General features: G+C 48.7%; 16 protein-coding genes. 10 read left to right on the forward strand and 6 right to left on the reverse strand.

The window, feature by feature from the left end:
- Positions 1-71: 71 nt before the first annotated feature.
- The 8 genes from rpmI (at position 72) to accD (ending at position 7,148) form a co-directional block, all read left to right on the forward strand.
- Complete coding sequence (gene rpmI / locus FAH67_RS01980; RefSeq protein ID WP_003675505.1) at positions 72-269, forward strand: 50S ribosomal protein L35; 198 nt, start codon at positions 72-74, stop codon at positions 267-269.
- A 12-nt stretch (positions 270-281) separates the two neighbouring features.
- Entirely contained in the window at positions 282-641 is a 360-nt protein-coding gene (gene rplT / locus FAH67_RS01985) for a 50S ribosomal protein L20 (protein WP_003675502.1), read from the forward strand.
- Positions 642-889: 248 nt separating this feature from the next.
- Positions 890-1,879, forward strand: a complete 990-nt coding sequence (gene pheS, locus FAH67_RS01990; RefSeq protein WP_003680936.1) for a phenylalanine--tRNA ligase subunit alpha — start codon at positions 890-892, stop codon at positions 1,877-1,879.
- Positions 1,880-1,982: 103 nt separating this feature from the next.
- Positions 1,983-4,346, forward strand: a complete 2,364-nt coding sequence (gene pheT, locus FAH67_RS01995; protein ID WP_003680934.1) for a phenylalanine--tRNA ligase subunit beta — start codon at positions 1,983-1,985, stop codon at positions 4,344-4,346.
- A 114-nt stretch (positions 4,347-4,460) separates the two neighbouring features.
- Positions 4,461-4,763 carry an integration host factor subunit alpha gene (locus FAH67_RS02000; protein ID WP_003680933.1) on the forward strand — a complete coding sequence of 101 codons (303 nt, stop codon included), beginning with the start codon at positions 4,461-4,463 and terminating at the stop codon, positions 4,761-4,763.
- The gene (locus FAH67_RS02005) at positions 4,747-5,094 is read left to right on the forward strand and encodes a hypothetical protein (protein WP_003680932.1); all 348 of its coding nucleotides are present in this window, start codon (positions 4,747-4,749) and stop codon (positions 5,092-5,094) included. The genes FAH67_RS02000 and FAH67_RS02005 overlap by 17 nt, the downstream gene beginning before the upstream one ends.
- Positions 5,095-5,420: 326 nt before the next feature.
- A complete protein-coding gene (gene trpA / locus FAH67_RS02010; protein WP_003680930.1) occupies positions 5,421-6,206 on the forward strand; it encodes a tryptophan synthase subunit alpha in 786 nt (261 codons plus the stop codon).
- Positions 6,207-6,281: 75 nt separating this feature from the next.
- Positions 6,282-7,148, forward strand: a complete 867-nt coding sequence (gene accD / locus FAH67_RS02015; RefSeq protein ID WP_039864097.1) for an acetyl-CoA carboxylase, carboxyltransferase subunit beta — start codon at positions 6,282-6,284, stop codon at positions 7,146-7,148.
- Positions 7,149-7,211: 63 nt separating this feature from the next.
- On the opposite strand, the gene FAH67_RS02020 is transcribed toward accD, so the two are convergent.
- The 6 genes from FAH67_RS02020 to FAH67_RS02045 all read right to left on the reverse strand — a co-directional run bounded on the left by FAH67_RS02020 (position 7,212) and on the right by FAH67_RS02045 (position 13,619).
- Positions 7,212-7,658 carry a GatB/YqeY domain-containing protein gene (locus FAH67_RS02020; protein ID WP_003680927.1) on the reverse strand — a complete coding sequence of 149 codons (447 nt, stop codon included), beginning with the start codon at positions 7,656-7,658 and terminating at the stop codon, positions 7,212-7,214.
- Between the two features lie 98 nt (positions 7,659-7,756).
- A complete protein-coding gene (rpsU, locus tag FAH67_RS02025; protein ID WP_003680926.1) occupies positions 7,757-7,969 on the reverse strand; it encodes a 30S ribosomal protein S21 in 213 nt (70 codons plus the stop codon).
- 277 nt (positions 7,970-8,246) lie between these two features.
- On the reverse strand, positions 8,247-10,094 hold the full coding sequence (locus FAH67_RS02030) for a lytic transglycosylase domain-containing protein (protein ID WP_003680925.1): 1,848 nt from the start codon (positions 10,092-10,094) through the stop codon (positions 8,247-8,249).
- 178 nt (positions 10,095-10,272) lie between these two features.
- The gene (locus tag FAH67_RS02035; protein ID WP_039864096.1) at positions 10,273-10,740 is read right to left on the reverse strand and encodes an FxsA family protein; all 468 of its coding nucleotides are present in this window, start codon (positions 10,738-10,740) and stop codon (positions 10,273-10,275) included.
- Between the two features lie 167 nt (positions 10,741-10,907).
- The gene (locus FAH67_RS02040; RefSeq protein ID WP_003680923.1) at positions 10,908-12,422 is read right to left on the reverse strand and encodes a polyamine aminopropyltransferase; all 1,515 of its coding nucleotides are present in this window, start codon (positions 12,420-12,422) and stop codon (positions 10,908-10,910) included.
- A 126-nt stretch (positions 12,423-12,548) separates the two neighbouring features.
- The gene (locus FAH67_RS02045; RefSeq protein ID WP_039864094.1) at positions 12,549-13,619 is read right to left on the reverse strand and encodes a porin; all 1,071 of its coding nucleotides are present in this window, start codon (positions 13,617-13,619) and stop codon (positions 12,549-12,551) included.
- Between the two features lie 327 nt (positions 13,620-13,946).
- On the opposite strand from FAH67_RS02045, the gene FAH67_RS02050 reads away from it, so the two are divergent.
- The gene (locus FAH67_RS02050) at positions 13,947-15,566 is read left to right on the forward strand and encodes an ABC transporter substrate-binding protein (protein WP_003680919.1); all 1,620 of its coding nucleotides are present in this window, start codon (positions 13,947-13,949) and stop codon (positions 15,564-15,566) included.
- 75 nt (positions 15,567-15,641) lie between these two features.
- On the forward strand, positions 15,642-17,438 hold the full coding sequence (locus tag FAH67_RS02055; RefSeq protein ID WP_003680918.1) for an aminopeptidase P family protein: 1,797 nt from the start codon (positions 15,642-15,644) through the stop codon (positions 17,436-17,438).
- The last annotated feature ends 57 nt before the right edge of the window (positions 17,439-17,495 follow it).

Here is a 17,495-nt window from a genome sequence, read left to right on the forward strand (position 1 = left end):
TTGGGTTCCAAGTGTTTGAAATTTATTTCAAAACCCCTTATACCTTATCTAATAACGAATGGAGTTTTCCAATGCCTAAAATGAAAACCAAGTCTAGCGCGAAAAAACGCTTTAAAGTACTGGGTAACGGTGGTGTAAAACGCGGTCATGCGTTCAAAAGTCACATCCTGACCAAAAAAACCACTAAAACTAAACGTCAATTGCGCGGCACCGCTATGGTGGATTCACGCGATTTGGCTTCTGTTGCTAAAATGTTGCCCTACGCTTAAGGAGTTTAGAATATGCCACGCGTAAAACGCGGTGTTACCGCTCGTGCTCGTCATCAAAAAGTCTTCGCGTTAGCCAAAGGCTACCGCGGTCGTCGTAAAAACGTTTACCGTGTTGCCAAACAAGCGGTAATGAAAGCCGGTCAATACGCATACCGTGACCGTCGCCAACGCAAACGTCAATTCCGTCAACTGTGGATCGTTCGTATCAACGCAGGTGCCCGTGAAAATGGTCTGTCTTACAGCAAATTCATGAACGGCCTGAAACGCGCTGCCATCGAAATCGACCGTAAAGTATTGGCTGATTTGGCTGTATTCGACAAAGCTGCATTCGCACAATTGGTTGAAAAAGCTAAAGCTGCTTTGGCTGCTTAATTCGATAAGATTATTTAAAAAGGAAGCTTATGCTTCCTTTTTTCTTTTCTTAAAGAAATCCTATGTAGTTGATTTTCTTTCTTTAAACTCTATTTTTTTATACTAATTTGCGATAAAATAGGCCTCTCTTATCAAACGGATTGGCCGCAGTAAGACAAAAGGCCGTCTGAACGGGTTTGCAATCAAATCCAACAGACGGCTTTGTTGTTTTAGACGGCCTGCCATCAACAAACAGACGATAAACCACTATGGAAAATGTAAACCGTATCGTTGCAGAAGGTATTGCCGCTATTGAAGCCGCGCAAGACTTCAATGCCTTAGAACAAATTAAAGCACGCTATCTTGGTAAAACCGGCGAATTGACCGGACTTTTGAAAACTTTGGGCCAAATGTCTCCTGAAGAGCGTAAAACCATAGGTGCGCACATCAACGAATGCAAAAATCAGTTTCAGACGGCCTTTAATAGCAAACGCGATGCCCTGAATGAAGCCAAGCTGCAATCCCAATTGGCTGCAGAAGCATTGGATATTACGTTGCCGGGCCGTGCGCAAGAACATGGCGGTTTGCATCCAGTTACTTTGACTTTGCAACGTGTGGTCGAGCTGTTTCACGGTATGGGTTTTGAAGTGGCGGACGGCCCTGAAATCGAAGACGATTTCCATAATTTCCAAGCTTTGAATATTCCTGCAAATCACCCAGCGCGTGCGATGCAAGATACTTTCTACGTTGAAAACGGCGATGTTTTGCGTACACACACTTCGCCTATTCAAATCCGCTATATGCTCGACAAAAAAGAGCCGCCTATCCGTATTATTGCTCCCGGCCGCGTTTACCGCGTGGACAGTGATGCCACACATTCGCCTATGTTCCATCAGGCTGAAGGTTTGTGGGTAGAAGAGGGTGTGACTTTTGCCGACTTGAAAGCTGTGTTTACTGACTTTATCCGCCGCTTCTTTGAACGCGATGACCTGCAAGTACGTTTCCGTCCGTCTTTCTTCCCATTTACCGAGCCTTCTGCTGAAATTGACATCATGGGCGAAAACGGTAAATGGTTGGAAGTAGGTGGTTGCGGTATGGTACATCCTAACGTGTTGAAAAATGTGAATATCGATCCTGAGAAATATACCGGTTTCGCTTTCGGTATCGGTCTCGACCGCTTTGCTATGTTGCGCTACAACGTCAATGATTTGCGCCTGTTCTTCGATAATGATTTGAACTTTTTGAAGCAGTTTAAATAAATTTAAGATGGTCTTTTAATAGGCCGTCTGAAAAGTGAATAGATATTACTGATTTCGTCTGATAAAGATTTGTTTCAGACGGCCTGATAGTAGAGAAAATAATATGCAATTTCCTTATTCATGGCTGAGAACTCAAGCCAATCCTGATCTTTCTGCCGATAAACTGGAACATCTTTTGACCATGGCCGGTTTGGAAGTGGAAGAAATCGATACTGCTGCCCCTGCTTTCAGTGGCGTGGTTGTTGCCGAAGTAAAATTCGTTGAGAAACATCCTGATGCAGACCGTTTGAACGTTACCCAAGTTGATGCCGGTACGGGCGAGTTGGTTCAGATTGTTTGTGGTGCGCCGAATGTCAAGCCGGGTATTAAAGTGCCGTGTTCGTTGCCGGGGGCCGTTTTGCCGGGTAATTTCAAAATTAAGCCGACTAAAATGCGTGGCGTACCATCAAACGGTATGCTGTGTTCGACCAATGAACTGGGTTTGCCTGATGATGGTGTAGACGGTCTGCATATTCTGCCTGAAGATGCGCCTGTCGGTGCCAATATCCGTGAATACTTGGATTTGGACGATACGCTGTTTACGTTGAAAATTACGCCTAACCGCGCTGATTGCTTGAGCGTTAAGGGTATCGCGCGTGAGGTTTCTGCGTTGACTCAATGCGCGTTTACGCCTGTTGAAATTCAGACGGCCTCTATCGGCAGTGAGAAAAAACAGGCTGTCCGTATTGATGCACCGGCCGATTGCGGTCGTTTTATTAGTCGTGTGATTGAAAACGTGAATGCGCACGCCGCGACACCGGATTGGATGAAGCAGCGTTTGGAACGCAGCGGTATCCGCAGCATTTCCGCATTGGTGGACATCGGCAACTATGTCATGCTGGAAATCGGTCAGCCTATGCATGTTTTCGATGCTGACAAGCTGTCAGGCAGTTTGATTGTCCGCCGTGCTCAAAATGGCGAGACTTTGGCGTGTCTGAACGAGAAGACGGTTACTTTGGCTGACAATACACTGGTGGTTGCTGATGAAAAAGGTGCGTTGAGCTTGGCGGGCTTGATGGGCGGCGAGGCAAGTGCGGTTTCAGACGACACCCAGAATATCGTACTGGAGGCTGCTTGGTTTGCTCCGGAGATTATTGCTGGTAAATCCCGTCAATACGGTTTTGGCTCGGATTCTTCTTTCCGTTTTGAACGTGGCGTGGATTACCGCTTGCAAGCTGATGCTATCGAGCGTGCTACCGAATTGGTGTTGCAGATTTGCGGTGGTGCAGCCGGTGAAATGGTTGAGGCACAAGGAAAATTGCCTGAGGCAAAACAGGTCGAATTGCGTTTAGGCCGTCTGAAAATGGTATTGGGCGTTGAAATCCCTGCCGAGCAAGTAGAAATTATCTTGCAACATTTGGGTTTGCAGCCTGAGAAAACCGCAGAAGGCTTCCGTGTCACTTCTCCTAGCTTCCGTTTCGATATTGAGATTGAAGCTGATTTGATTGAAGAAATCGGCCGTGTTTACGGTTATGAAAATATTCCTGACGACTATACTTCAGGCCGTCTGAAAATGTTGGCATTGCCTGAAACCAAACGCCCGCGTTTTGCGGTTTATAACGAAATGGCGGCACGCGGTTACCGCGAAGTGGTCAGCTATGCGTTTGTGGATGAGCAATGGGAGCAAGACTTTGCTGCGAATACCAATCCTATCCGTCTGCAAAATCCGTTGGCGGCGCAGTATGCCGTCATGCGTTCTACGCTTATCGGCGGTTTGGTGGAAGTTTTACAAAATAATTTGAACCGTAAGCAAAACCGTGTGCGCGTATTTGAAATTGCCCGTGTGTTCAGCAAAGATTCGGCTGATCAATTTGTTCAAAACGAACGTATCGGCGGTTTGTGGTATGGCTCCGTGTTGCCTGAGCAATGGGGCGAGAAAACACGCAACGTGGATTTCTACGATATGAAAGCCGATGTTGAAAGCCTTTTGAAAAACAAGGAAGTATCCTTTGTTAAGACCGAACATCCGGCATTGCATCCTGGACGTGCCGCCAATATCGTTTCAGACGGCCGAGTAATTGGTTTTGTTGGCGAGTTGCATCCGAAATGGCTGCAAAAATATGACTTGCCACAAGCGCCACTGGTATTTGAAATCGATATGGATGCGGTATTGGGCCGTGAGAAAACCCGTTATCAGTCCGTATCCAAATTCCAACCTGCACGCCGAGATTTGGCATTTGTAATGCCTGAGGCTGTAACACATGATGATTTGTTAAATGCCCTGAAAGCGGCGGCGAACAAGCTGGTTCAAGAAATCAGCGTGTTTGACGTTTACCGCGGTACGGGCGTGCCTGAAGGCATGAAGAGCGTTGCTGTCAAAATCATTTTGCAAGATATGGAAAACACGCTGACAGATGAAGTCATCGAGCCTTTGGTTGCGAAAATGATTAAAGCGGCAGCCGAAAAAGACGCACAGCTTCGCGCTTAACATAAGATAAAAGTTGTCGTCAAAAATCACCAATAATATTTGATTTTTTGGTGAGGACTTGATTTTTAAAAGAATTTTGGTAATAATTGCACCAGTTTGAATGAAGGTAAACACATGACACTAACTAAAGCAGAATTGGCTGATATTTTGGTCGACAAAGTCAGCAACGTCACCAAGAATGATGCCAAAGAAATCGTCGAGCTCTTTTTTGAAGAAATCCGCAGCACTTTGGCGCGTGGTGAAGAAATTAAAATTTCCGGTTTCGGTAATTTCCAATTGCGCGACAAACCTCAACGCCCAGGTCGTAACCCTAAAACAGGCGAAGAAGTGCCGATTACCGCACGCCGTGTGGTGACTTTCCATGCCAGCCAAAAACTCAAAGGCATGGTGGAGCATTACTATGACAAACAACAATAATCCGGTTATTCCTGCCAAGCGTTATTTTACATTGGATGAAATGTGCCAATTGGTGCAAATCAGTCCGGCTCAGTTTGCCCAATGGCAACATGAAAATAATGTTGTGATTGGATACGGTGGCGATCGATATACACGTTCAGATGTAGTTAAGTTGTTGAAACTGAAAGATACGTTTGAACCATATATCGATACGTTCAGCCATGGTGCTTTGGATGTAAACGGCAATCCTGCCGCCAATGCAGAAGAAGTCCGTCATGGTCTGATGCAGGTTTTGTCTGATTTGGAGCGTCATCTTGGTTCTGAGCAACAAAACCACCATGTCGAGCTGTAATCGATAGGGAAATTCTGATCAAAAGTGCGAAGGCATACAAAGATTTGCATAATTGATTCTAATAAAGGCTGTTTGAATGATTTTCAGACGGCCTTTATTGTTTTATATTGCTTTCAAAATATCAGAATCTTGATTGCAAATGATTCTATGAAATAGCCGTAAATGTTATACTTAGCCTCTTGTTTGCCGATTGGGAAGAAACAGTCATTAGATAATGCGGATGGATGCCGCCTTTTCATGGCAGACTGAGGTTTTTAAAACAAATGTAACGGCAGAATAAACAGGCTGTCGAACAACATTCAAATCGATGAAATGGATAGCAGGAAATGAGCAGAATCCAACAAACTTTCTCAGCGCTCAATGGCGCAAAAGCACTGATTCCTTATATTACGGTGGGTGATCCCAGCCTTGAGACGACCTTGGCATTGATGCATAGCCTGGTGGCTAATGGTGCTGATATTTTGGAACTGGGTGTGCCGTTTTCTGACCCGATGGCGGATGGCCCGACTATTCAACGTGCGGCTGAAAGGGCGTTGGCAAATCATGTTTCCTTGCACGACGTATTGGAAACAGTACGCTTGTTCCGCCAAACCAATGATAAAACGCCGGTTGTGTTAATGGGCTATTTGAACCCAGTACATAAAATGGGTTATCAAGCGTTTGCACAAGCGGCTGCCGACGCGGGCGTGGATGGCGTATTGACTGTGGATTCTCCGGTAGAAACCATTACCCCGCTGCATGACTCGTTGAAAGCGCAAGGTATTGATTGTATTTTCCTTATTGCGCCAACAACAACTGAGGAGCGTATTCAAACGATTGCCAAAGTGGCCGGCGGTTTTGTGTATTATGTATCGCTCAAAGGCGTGACCGGTGCGGCAAGTTTGGATACTGAAGAAGTTTCGCGTAAAATAGATCTTTTGCGCAAATACATCGATATTCCGATTGGTGTCGGCTTCGGCATCAATAATGCGGAGAATGCGCGTAAAATTGGTGCAGTAGCGGATGCTGTTATTGTCGGCAGCCGTATCGTCAAAGAGATTGAAAGCCACGCAGGTAGCGAGGCCGAAGCGGTAGGCGTGTTGGTTAAAGAGTTGAAAGACGCGATTCGCTAATATTTTTTATTCCATTATTTCAGACGGCCTTACATTCAACAGGCCGTCTGAATTCTGAATTCCAAGGAGTCATTCATGAGCTGGCTAGATAAAATTCTTCCTCCGAAAATTAAAAACCGAAGCAGTTCGTCCAGCGTCCCTGAAGGCCTGTGGCACAAATGTCCGTCTTGTTCGGCAACGGTTTATTCAACCGAGTTGAAGCAAAACAGCGAAGTCTGCCCGAAATGTAATCACCACAATCCGCTTTCTGCGCGCGAACGTTTGAATTTACTTTTGGATGAAGAAGGCCGTGAAGAGATTGCAGCCAATATTAAACCGACCGACCCGCTGAAATTCAAAGACAGCAAAAAATATCCCGACCGCCTCGCGGCTGCGCGTAAAGCAACCGGCGAAGACGATGCATTGGTTGTTATGAAAGGCACCATGAACGGCCTGCCTGTCGTTGTAGCTGCGTTTGAATTCCGTTTTATCGGCGGCTCTATGGGTTCGGTCGTGGGTGAGCGTTTCGTTCAGGGTGTACGTCGTGCCGTTGCAGATAATTGTTCGTTTATTTGCGTGGCGGCTTCCGGTGGTGCGCGTATGCAGGAAGGGATTAACTCTTTGATGCAGATGACGAAGACCAGCGCGGCTTTGCATTTGCTGACTGAAAAACGTCTGCCGTTTATTTCCGTATTGACTGACCCGACCATGGGCGGCGTGTCTGCCAGCTTTGCCTTCTTGGGTGATGTGGTTTTGGCAGAACCGAATGCGCTGATTGGTTTTGCCGGTCCGCGCGTTATCGAGCAGACTGTACGTGAAACCTTGCCGGAAGGTTTCCAACGTGCAGAATTCTTGTTGGAGAAGGGGGCAATCGACCAAATCGTCGATCGCCGTTCCATGAAAAAACGTATCAGCGATTTGATTACCTTGTTGCGTCATGAGAGCAAAGTAACTGCTGCTTGATTGGCACAATAAGAAAGGCCGTCTGAAAATAATATTTCAGACGGCCTTTTTGATTATTGATGATTAAGCAGTCAATGCGGCTTTCAAAACCTTATTGACTTCACCCATGTCAGCTTTGCCGGCCAGACGGGTTTTCAATACACCCATGACTTTACCCATATCTGCCATGCCTGATGCACCGGTTTCTGCAATGACTGCTTCAACGACAGTCTTGATTTCTTCTGCGGACATCATTTGCGGCAGGTAGCGGTTGAGGATTTCGATTTCCGCGTTTTCTTTGTCGGCCAAATCTTGACGACCGGCTTCGGTGTAGATTTTGGCGCTGTCTTTGCGCTGTTTCACCATTTTGGTCAGAATAGAGATGACTTTTGCGTCATCTGCTTCAGTGCGCTCATCTACTTCAAATTGTTTGATGGCGGCATTAATCAGGCGGATGGTGCTTAAAGATACTTGGTCTTTGGCACGCATGGCGGTTTTCATGTCTTCGGTTAATTGTGTTTTTAGGCTCATAATGTTCTCACTTTATATAAAAAGATGCCGTCTGAAAAACAAAACACACCGCAAAGCTGCCCTTGCGGTGTGTCGTTTATCACAGGGCAGGCCTGTAATTAGTACATTTTAGGAGGCAGTTGTTGGCTGCGCAGACGTTTTTGCAGACGTTTAGCTGCAGCAGCTTTTTTGCGTTTACGCTCAGTAGTTGGTTTTTCGTACGCTTCACGGGCGCGCAGTTCGGTCAACAGACCGGTTTTTTCTACGGCACGTTTGAAACGACGCATGGCAACTTCAAATGGTTCATTCTCTTTAACACGAATAGCAGGCATTTTATTTCCTTTAAATTTTGTTCAATCAAACCGTTTTAAGAAATAGAGGACGGTTTGTCATAATGGGGGAGTTGTTGTATCGCTGGTTTGCCTAGGGCAGGGCGGGATACGCGCCGTGATGTAAACATCACCTCCTAACAAGTCGGCTTTTGCCGTGCAAGTGACCTTTGCGGTCAGAAACAATCGGGCGATTATCTTATAAACCCGATAGTCTGTCAAGGTTGCAGGCCGTCTGAACGTTTGATTCTGTCTCACTTTTCAGACGGCCTATCGGGTATTAATAACGGCCGGGAACCGTACCCATACGTTGTTTCAACGAAGTTTGCGGTTCGTTGAACAATGACGCGTAATAAGTCGCGTTGGTCATGACTTTTTTGACGTAGTCACGGGTTTCGGTGAATGGGATAGTCTCAGCATAAATTGCGCCTTCCAAAGGCGAAGAAGCCTGCCATTTGCGGGCGCGGCCAGGGCCGGCATTGTAGCCTGCGGTGGCCATCACTTCGTTATTTTGCAGACGGCGTTTGGCATCTGCCATGTACCAAGTACCCATGCGGATGTTGCCGTCCATGGTGTAGAGTTCGCTGCTGCTCATGCCGATTTTGCCGGCGATTTCGCGGGCGGTTGCAGGCATGACCTGCATCAGGCCTTGTGCGCCGACGCTGGATTGCGCGCCCATGACAAAGCGGCTTTCTTGGCGAATCAAACCGTAAACCCATGCAGGGTCAACGCCTGCCTGTGCGGCATAGCGGACGGTAATATCCTTAAATGGCGAGAGGTAGCGCAGTTTGTAGTTGAGCTTATGGTCGGTACGGTCTGCGCTGTTGATTGCCATGTCGTAGAACTGGTTGTCAAAAGCGACTTGTGCGGCAGTCAGCAGGTTGTCTTCGTTGAAGTCGCGGGTGGCAAAACGCCATTCTGCCTGTGCCTGACGGCGCATTTTGGAATCGCTGTTGCTTTGGCTGTTTTTAAACAGAACCAATGCGCGTTTGATGGCGCCGTCTTCGCTCATGCGGCGGACGTCTTTGGCATCGGCATCAGAAACGTTGTTGCGTGTATTGATGCGGCGGCCCAATTCTTCACCTGCTATTACGGCGTAGAAATTGCGGCCGGAAGCGGCGGCTTTTTCGTACATTTCTTTGGCTTGGCCGCTTTTGCCTTGTGCGGCAAAGCTACGGCCCAGCCAATATTGCCATGTCGGGTCTTTTTGCAGTTTTTCAGGCATATGCTGAATCACGCTTGCCAGTTCGTCCCAACGTTGCAGGCGCAAAGCGGCGCGTGCGTGCCATTCCAATTGTTCGTCGGTCAGTTGTTTGCGGTCGGAAACGCGGCCGTAGTAGCTCAAAGCAGTCGGCATGTTTTGGCTTTGTGCATGGTGGTGGCCCAATACGCCCCATGCAAAGCTGCGTTGTTCGCGGCTGAGGCCGGATTCCATGTCGGACAGGGTAGCGGCGGCAGAAGCGGATTTGCGTGCATCTTTGCCGATCACGCTCAACAGGCTGTATTCGGTCGCACCTTGCGCACCACCTTCAAAGGGGCTGCCCAATGCGGCAGCGAGGTTGCGTGCATCTGTGGTTTGGCTGTTGCTCAACAAGCCGCGCACGCGACGCCATGCGTCGTTGGTGTTCAGACGGCCTGAAGCTGCCGCGCTTTCAACCAAGCGGGTACAACCGGCAGGCAGTTTGCCGGTCACGCGAACCAGCTCGGCGGCTTTGCTGTAATTGCCGCTGCTCAAATCGGCATAACATTGCACTTCTTGTGCGACGCCGGCGGCGTTCAATTTGCTGAATTCTTGACGGAACAAATCCCATTGGCCGCGCGCGCCCAAGGTTTTCAGCCATTCGTTGCGGACGTTTTCAGCCATTGCGCTGTCGCTGGCTTGGGATAAAAATTGTTGTACCCAAGCATCGTCGCCGCGTTTGGCGGCATCGATGGCGCTTTGGTATTGGCTGTAATCGGACAGGACTTTGGATTCGCTGTCGGCGCGGCGTGAAGGAATAGAAGTGGATTTAGGCTGAACGACGGTTTCGCTTTTCGAAGCAGTCGGTGTGTTTTGGGTGGCGCACGCCGATAAAACAGCGGCGGTAATCAAGCTGAGGGAGAGGGGGAAAAGACGTTGAACGTTCATTGGATACCGTGTCGTTTTTAGAATCAAAATAACTGCTTATTTTAAATGATTTATGCGGAATAACCGAATTACAAACCGATATTTACATTTTCAAAGCCCGGAAATGACTAAGGCCGTCTGAAATATGAAACACTTTTGAGGTATTCCTATTTCAGACGGCCTGTTATGAAGGAAGCCGTCAATCGGGTTTGTGTTCGATATAGTCTTGCGGTTTGTCGGCTTTGCCGGTGCGCGTAACCGTATATTCGCCTTCGATAATGTCTTCATCATCTTTGGCGGAGCTGTAAGTCTGACGGCTTTGGAAAGACTGCGTAGAAGAAACAGCCGCATTGCCTTTAAACGGAATCAGCAAGAGCAGGGCAACGGCGGTTGAAATAAAGCCGGGGCTGAGTAGGAAAACCGCGGCGGCAGTATAGCGAATCGGCCACAGCATCTGATAGAGGGAAATGTTTTGTCCGCTGCGGACGGCTGCGCCTGCGAGCAATAAGCCGGAGATACCGGTATGGCGCAGCATAAAGATACCGCTGATAAAGCTGAGAGCCATCACAAACAGCGTCCAACCGCCACCAAGCCAGTCGGCAACCCAGACGATGGACATGATTTCCAAAAAGATTAAAACCAAAAAACCGATTCCAAAATACTGCATAAGTGTTTGTTCCTTCATTCAACGGATAGTGTCGATTGTGTTCTATCTAGATAAAGATAAACCTTATTTTTTCAAGCAAATGCTGTGTGAAAAAGGGTAAACGGGCGATGAGGCCGTCTGAACGGAGATAAAAAGAAGGCAGATGTTTCAGACGGCCTTTAGATATTCTATCGCATCACATTGTTCCAATCACTTTCAAAATAACTGACGAGAATTTGGTTGTTCAAATAATTTGCTTCAACCTTGCGCCTTGCCATATCGGGTGGAAAACGGAACATTTCGGCGGCGGTCTGGGCATTGAGATAGCGGGTGGGTACGTCGAATTTTTGCGGAATGGGGAAGTTTTGGTCGAAGCCTGCCAACACAAATCCCCATTCGCCAAAGGAAGGGACGTAAACGTGATAGGGCGCGGTATTCAACTTGGCCGCTTCGAGGGTGGCAACGACCGACCAATAGGCGTTAGGGGCGAAATAAGGCGAAGTCGATTGCACAACAATCTTGCCTTGCGGCTGAAGATGGCGGGCAACGAGGCGGTACATGGGGACGGAGTAGAGTTTGCCCAGCGAGAAATTGGACGGGTCGGGCAGGTCGATGATGATAACGTCGAATTTTTCAGACGACCCTTCCAGCCATTTGGCGGCATCGTCGTTGACGACGTGCATTTTGGGATGGGACAGCGAGCCTTGGTTGAGTGCGCTCAAAGTGGCGGAGGTTCTAAAAGTAGCAGTCATGTCGGGGTCGAGATCGACCAAAGTAACATTTTTGACCTGCGGATATTTTAAGACTTCGCGTGCCGCCAATCCGTCGCCGCCACCGAGAATCAGGACGCGTTCGGCATCGGGAACCATCTGCATGGCAGGCAGAACGAGTGCCTCATGGTAGCGGGCTTCGTCGCGTGAGGAGAATTGCAGGTTGCCGTTGATATAGAGGCGGGTGTCGTCTTTCCAGCGTGTCACGACCAGCCGTTGGTAGGGAGAATGGCTTTGATAGACAACGGGATCGCCGAAATAGCTTTGTTCGGCTTTGAAAGAGATACGGTCGGCGTAGGCGAAGAGCGTAATGAGCGCGGTCAATACGATAAACGCACGCGTACGGATGGCATGGTAGCGGGGTAATTCGGATTTGAATACACGGGCGGTCAGATAGGCGACGGCAGCGTTGAAAATGCCAAACAACAAGGCGGAACGCGCCATGCCGAGTTTGGGGGCGAGCAGGAGTGGAAATAATAACGAGACGGCAAGTGCGCCCAAATAGTCGAAGGTCAATACTTTGGAAACGAGTTCTTTAAATTCCGCCCCTTTTTGGTTTAACACGCGCATGACCAAAGGAATTTCCATGCCGACAACCATGCCGACAATCAGCACGAAGGCGTAGAGCAGGGTGCGGAACGGGGCGGCGGATAAACCGAAGGCCACAAATAATGCCAGCGCGGAAATGCCGCCGATGATGCCGACCAGAAGTTCGATTTCGATAAAGCGGTGCAACACGTCTTTATCTTTAATGTATTGGGTCAGGTGGGCACCGATACCCATTGAAAACAGATAAAGCCCGATGACGGAGGAAAACTGCAAAATACTGTCGCCCAAAAGATAGCTTGCGAGCGCGGCAATGATGAGCTCGTAAGCGAGGCCGCAGCTGGCGACGATAAAAACGGAGATGATGAGGGTGCGGTGGGCGTTCATGATGACGTTTTTGTTGCTTGAGTGTGGGCAATGTAATGATTTTTAAGGTGGGCTGCAAGTTTAATTATAGGATGTAGAAAAGGCCGTCTGAACAATTGTTTCAGACGGCCTTTAATCTGTCAGGCATTAATAGCGGTGTTTGAATACCATGCCCACTGCGTAAGAAGATTTTTTCGGCAAATCTCCCTCGTATTTCGGATTGACGTTTTCTTTCAACCAGCCGGCGCCGAGTGTGGCGCTCGTCTGTTTGGAGAAGCTGTAATCGGTGCTGACGGCGACGTGTTTGTAGTCCTCGCCGATAGAGCTTTTACCGTAGGCGAAGCCGATTTTAGGTTTGAAATTGCCTACTTTGTATGAGCCGGACACCATAAATTCTTTGGTGTTGTTGATTTCTGTGTCGTAAGAACCGGCTACGTTGCCTTTCTCATCTTTCCATACGCCCCAGCAGCTGAAGCCGTCGCAAGTATTTTTGGCGTATTGGAACGCGGCATCGACGGAGATTTTGTCTTTGCTGTATCCGGCCATGAATGCATGGGCTTGGAAGTCTTTGGTTTCGGTCGGAGAGTTGTTGGACGCGTATTCGGCAGCGTAGTGCGCGTTAAAGCCGTTGTTTGGGTGGTAGTAGTCTACCCCCCAGCCGAAGACCCAGTCGCCGTCACGTTTTTTATCCGGCTTCCAGTCGTTGTTGCTACGCGGAACATTGGAACCTGGGGAAACGTTGAATTTGAATTGGAAACCGTTTTTCCAAGGAGACTCATAAGCCATGGAAACGCGACGTTGGCCGAAGCGGGAAATTTTGCTGAATTTCAAAATCGAGCTGTTGGTGTCGAACGGGTTCAGATAAATGCTGTTCATTGGTGTACTGATGTAGCCCATTTTGACGGTGCCAAGATTTTTGTAGCTGTTGAGTGCGACGTATGAGTCGGCAGTGCCCCAGCCGTTCCAGTTGTCTGAATCGAAGTAAATAAAGGAGCCAAGTTGCCATTTCAGCCATAAGTCGTTGTTGAGTGCTACTTCATCGGAGAGATAAAGACTGGAACTCTTATCGGAAATGGTTGTATTGGTGACACCGGTTTTATTGTTGTGCTCGACCTCGGTCATGAAGTAGATGGTACCGTTCATTTTAGGTTCGGCGTGGGCGATGCTCATGGAAGAGCCGATGAGGGTAATGGCAACAAAACAAGATAACTTGTTCATTTTGTTCTCCTTTTATGTCTTTTTCTTAATTGGGGGACGGGGAATTCGGATAATCTTATTTGACAAATTATAAAAAATCAATACATTTGTAACTTATCGTAGGATAAATTGAAAAATAGTTTTCAATTACGTATTTTTGTGTTAATTTGCCAACAATCTTGGACGGCTCACTGTTATTCTGATGGAATATGTGGTTTATAACGCTATTTTTATGGTTTGAAATAGATGATTTAACTGCATTGAAAAAATTCTAAATAAATGTAGTTGAGTGTAGTTTGATAATCAGGCCGTCTGAAAAAGAAGAATATCTAAAAGAAGGAATGAAATATGGCCGGAAAAACCTATCCGCTGTTGGCTGCATCATTGGCTGCCGTATTCGCGTTGTCGGCGTGCAGCCGCGATGTCAAGCCTGCTCCTGAGTTTAAACGTACCGATTATGAGCGCGTGGTGGTCAGCAACGGCGTCGAGCCGGGTACGCTGGATCCTCAGATGAGCGGCGATATGGCGGCCGGTGCGATTATCCGTCAGTTGATGGATGGTTTGGTCGGTACGGATGCCGAAGGCAAAACCATTCCTGCTTTGGCGGAAAAATGGGAGAGCGAGGGCGAGCGTATTTGGACCTTCCATCTGCGTGATGCCAAATGGAGCAATGGCGATCCGATTACTGCCGAAGATTTCGTGTACAGCTTCCGCCGTCTTGCCGATCCGGCCACCGGCGCACCTTTCGGCAGCTATTTGGTCGATGCCCAAGTGGAAAATGCGGAAGATATATTAAACGGCAAAGCCAAGCCTGAGACATTGGGCGTCAAGGCGTTGGACGCGAAGACCCTGCAATTTACGCTGATTGCGCCCGTGCCTTATTTCCCCGATATGCTGATTCAGCAATTCACTTTTCCGGTTCACCGCGCCACTGTCGAAAAATATGGCAATAAGTGGACGCAGCCCGGTCATTATGTTTCCAGTGGTGCCTATCTGTTAACGGATTGGAAAGTCAACAGCCACATCAATATGGAACGCAATCCCAACTATTACGATAAAGACAAAGTGGCCATTCCGAAGGCGGTTTTCTTGTCAGGCAGCGGCGAGTACAACCGTTATCGCGCCAATGAAATTGATGTGACTTACGGTATTCCCAGCGATCAGGTCAAAGTGGCGGATATTGAGTTTCCGGGACAAGTGAAACGTACAACTTCTTTATGCAGCTGGTATTTGGAGCCGAACCACGAAGCGGCGCCGTTTAACGATCCGCGCGTCCGCAAGGCGCTCAATATGCTGACGCGCCGCGACATCGTTGTCAAAGTAGGCGGCCGTGGCGACACGCCTGCGTTCCAATTGACGCCGCCGCAAATGCAGGGTGTGATTCCTGTTTACCCGGAGTGGAAAGAGTGGACGCCTGAAAAACGCATCGAAACTGCGCGTAAACTCTTGAACGAAGCAGGCTACAACGATGACCATCCGCTTGAGTTTGATATTTTGTACAGCACCAGCGAAGCGTCTAAAAAACAAATTACTGCCGTGCAGTCGGTGTGGAAAGCCGCCATTCCGTTTATCCGTCCGACTTTGTCCAACGAGGAATGGAAAACTTATTTGGATACGCGTGCGCAAGGCAATTTCAAGGTTTCGTTCAGCGGCTGGTGTTCCGATTTCAACGATCCGGCGGGTATGCTCAATATCTTGAAATCCAACAACTCAAACAATACATTCCGCTACAAAAGCGCGGCGTTTGATACATTTATGAACAATACGCTGAAAGATGGTGTCAGCAAGGAAGCACGCAGCCGGCTTTATGCCGATGCGGAGAAGCAGCTTCAAGAAGACGCCGCACTGATTCCGCTGTATCATCAGGTTGAAGTGCGTATGGTCAAACCCGATATTATCGGCTATTCCGACAAAGATCCTTTGCGGAACTATACAGTCAAGAGCTGGTCGTTCGCACCGAAAAAATAGATTGATTATAGACAGTACAAGTTTTCAGACGGCCTTGATGACAGAGTCCGTCTGAAACAACAGGAGACATAACACATGAAATCTGTACAACAACGTTTGTCCGCTTTACGCGAAGCCATGAAAAAACATGGCGTGGACGCGTTTGTCATTCCTTCCGCCGATCCGCACCTTTCCGAATACCTGCCCGAGCATTGGCAGGCACGCCGCGATTTTTCCGGCTTTACCGGTTCGGCCGGTACTTTGGTGGTAACCGCCGATAAAGCAGGCGTGTGGACGGACAGCCGCTATTGGGAACAGGCCGGCCAACAGCTTGCGCCAAACGGCATTGAGCTGCAAAAAATGGGCGTTGATGCGCCTTATACCGAATGGTTGGCACACAATCTGCCCGAGGGTGCAGTCGTCGGCGCACCTGCCGATATGTTTGCACTCAGCGGCGAGCGCGGTTTGAAACAGGCACTTGCCGCCAAAAATATCCGCCTCGAATATCCTGAAATCTTGTTGGACGAAGTGTGGGACGACCGTCCTGCATTGCCGACTCCGGAAATCTACGTTCATCACCCCGACTATGTTTCCGAAACGGCGGCCGAAAAACTGGCCCGTATCCGTGCGGCCATGAAAGAGCAGGGCGCAGATGCACATTTGGTTTCTTCTTTGGACGACATCGCTTGGATTACCAATCTGCGTGGCGATGATGTGCCGTTCAACCCCGTGTTCTTGTCCCATTTGTTTATCAGTCAAGACAAAGCCGTATTGTTTACCGATGCAGGCCGTCTGAAAGCCGAATCTGCCGAAGCTTTGAAAGCGGCAGGTTTTGAAGTGTTGCCTTATGCGCAAGCAGCGGACTATTTGGCAGGCGTTAAGGGCGCATTGCTGATTGATCCGAACAAAACTGCTGTCGGTACTTTGCGCCGCCTGCCTGAAGACGTTCGTTTGATTGAAGCCATCCACCCAAGCACATTCTTCAAATCAGTCAAATCCGATGCCGACATCGCCCATATCCGCAATACCATGGCGGAAGACGGCGCGGCATTGTGCGGCTTCTTTGCCGAGTTTGAACAAATTTTGGCAGACGGCGGCGAATTGAGCGAACTGGACATCGACGGCATGCTCTACAAACACCGCAGCCAACGTCCCGGCTTTATTTCGCCAAGTTTCGACACCATCGCCGGCTACAATGCCAATGCCGCCTTGCCTCATTACAGCGCGACACCGGAAAACAACAGCAAAATCAAAGGCGACGGTATGCTGCTGATTGACTCCGGCGGCCAATACTGGGGCGGTACGACCGACATCACGCGCGTGGTGCCTGTCGGCAATCCGAGTGCGGCCATGAAGCGCGATTACACTTTGGTGTTGAAAGCGCATATTTCTCTGGCGGAAACTATTTTCCCTGAAAACATCAAAGGCCCGATGATTGATGCCATCTGCCGCAAATTGCTCTGGCAGGCGCAATGCGATTACGGTCACGGTACAGGTCATGGCGTGGGCTATTTCCTCAATGTGCATGAAGGTCCGCAAAGCATTGCCGTTGCCGCCGTGCCGCAACCGCATCACGCGATGAAGTCAGGCATGCTGACTTCCAACGAGCCGGGTCTTTACCGTCCGGGTAAATGGGGTATCCGTATCGAAAGTTTGGTAATCAACCGTCCGGTTGAAAATCCTGAGGAAACCGAGTTCGGCAAATTCCTGTATTTTGAAACTGTTACCCTCTGCCCAATCGATACGCGCCTGATCGATACCAAACTGATGACCGGCAGCGAAATCGAATGGCTGAACCAATATCACGCCGAAGTGCGCCGCCGTCTTGAGCCTTTGACAGAAGGCGCGGCCAAAGCATGGCTGATTGAACGCACCGAACCTTTGGCGCGTTAACGTGAAAGGCCGTCTGAAACGGCGGATACAAAGTTTCAGACGGCCTTATAACAACAA

Origin of the sequence: Neisseria flavescens (assembly GCF_005221285.1) — a bacterium.
Classification (GTDB): domain Bacteria; phylum Pseudomonadota; class Gammaproteobacteria; order Burkholderiales; family Neisseriaceae; genus Neisseria; species Neisseria flavescens.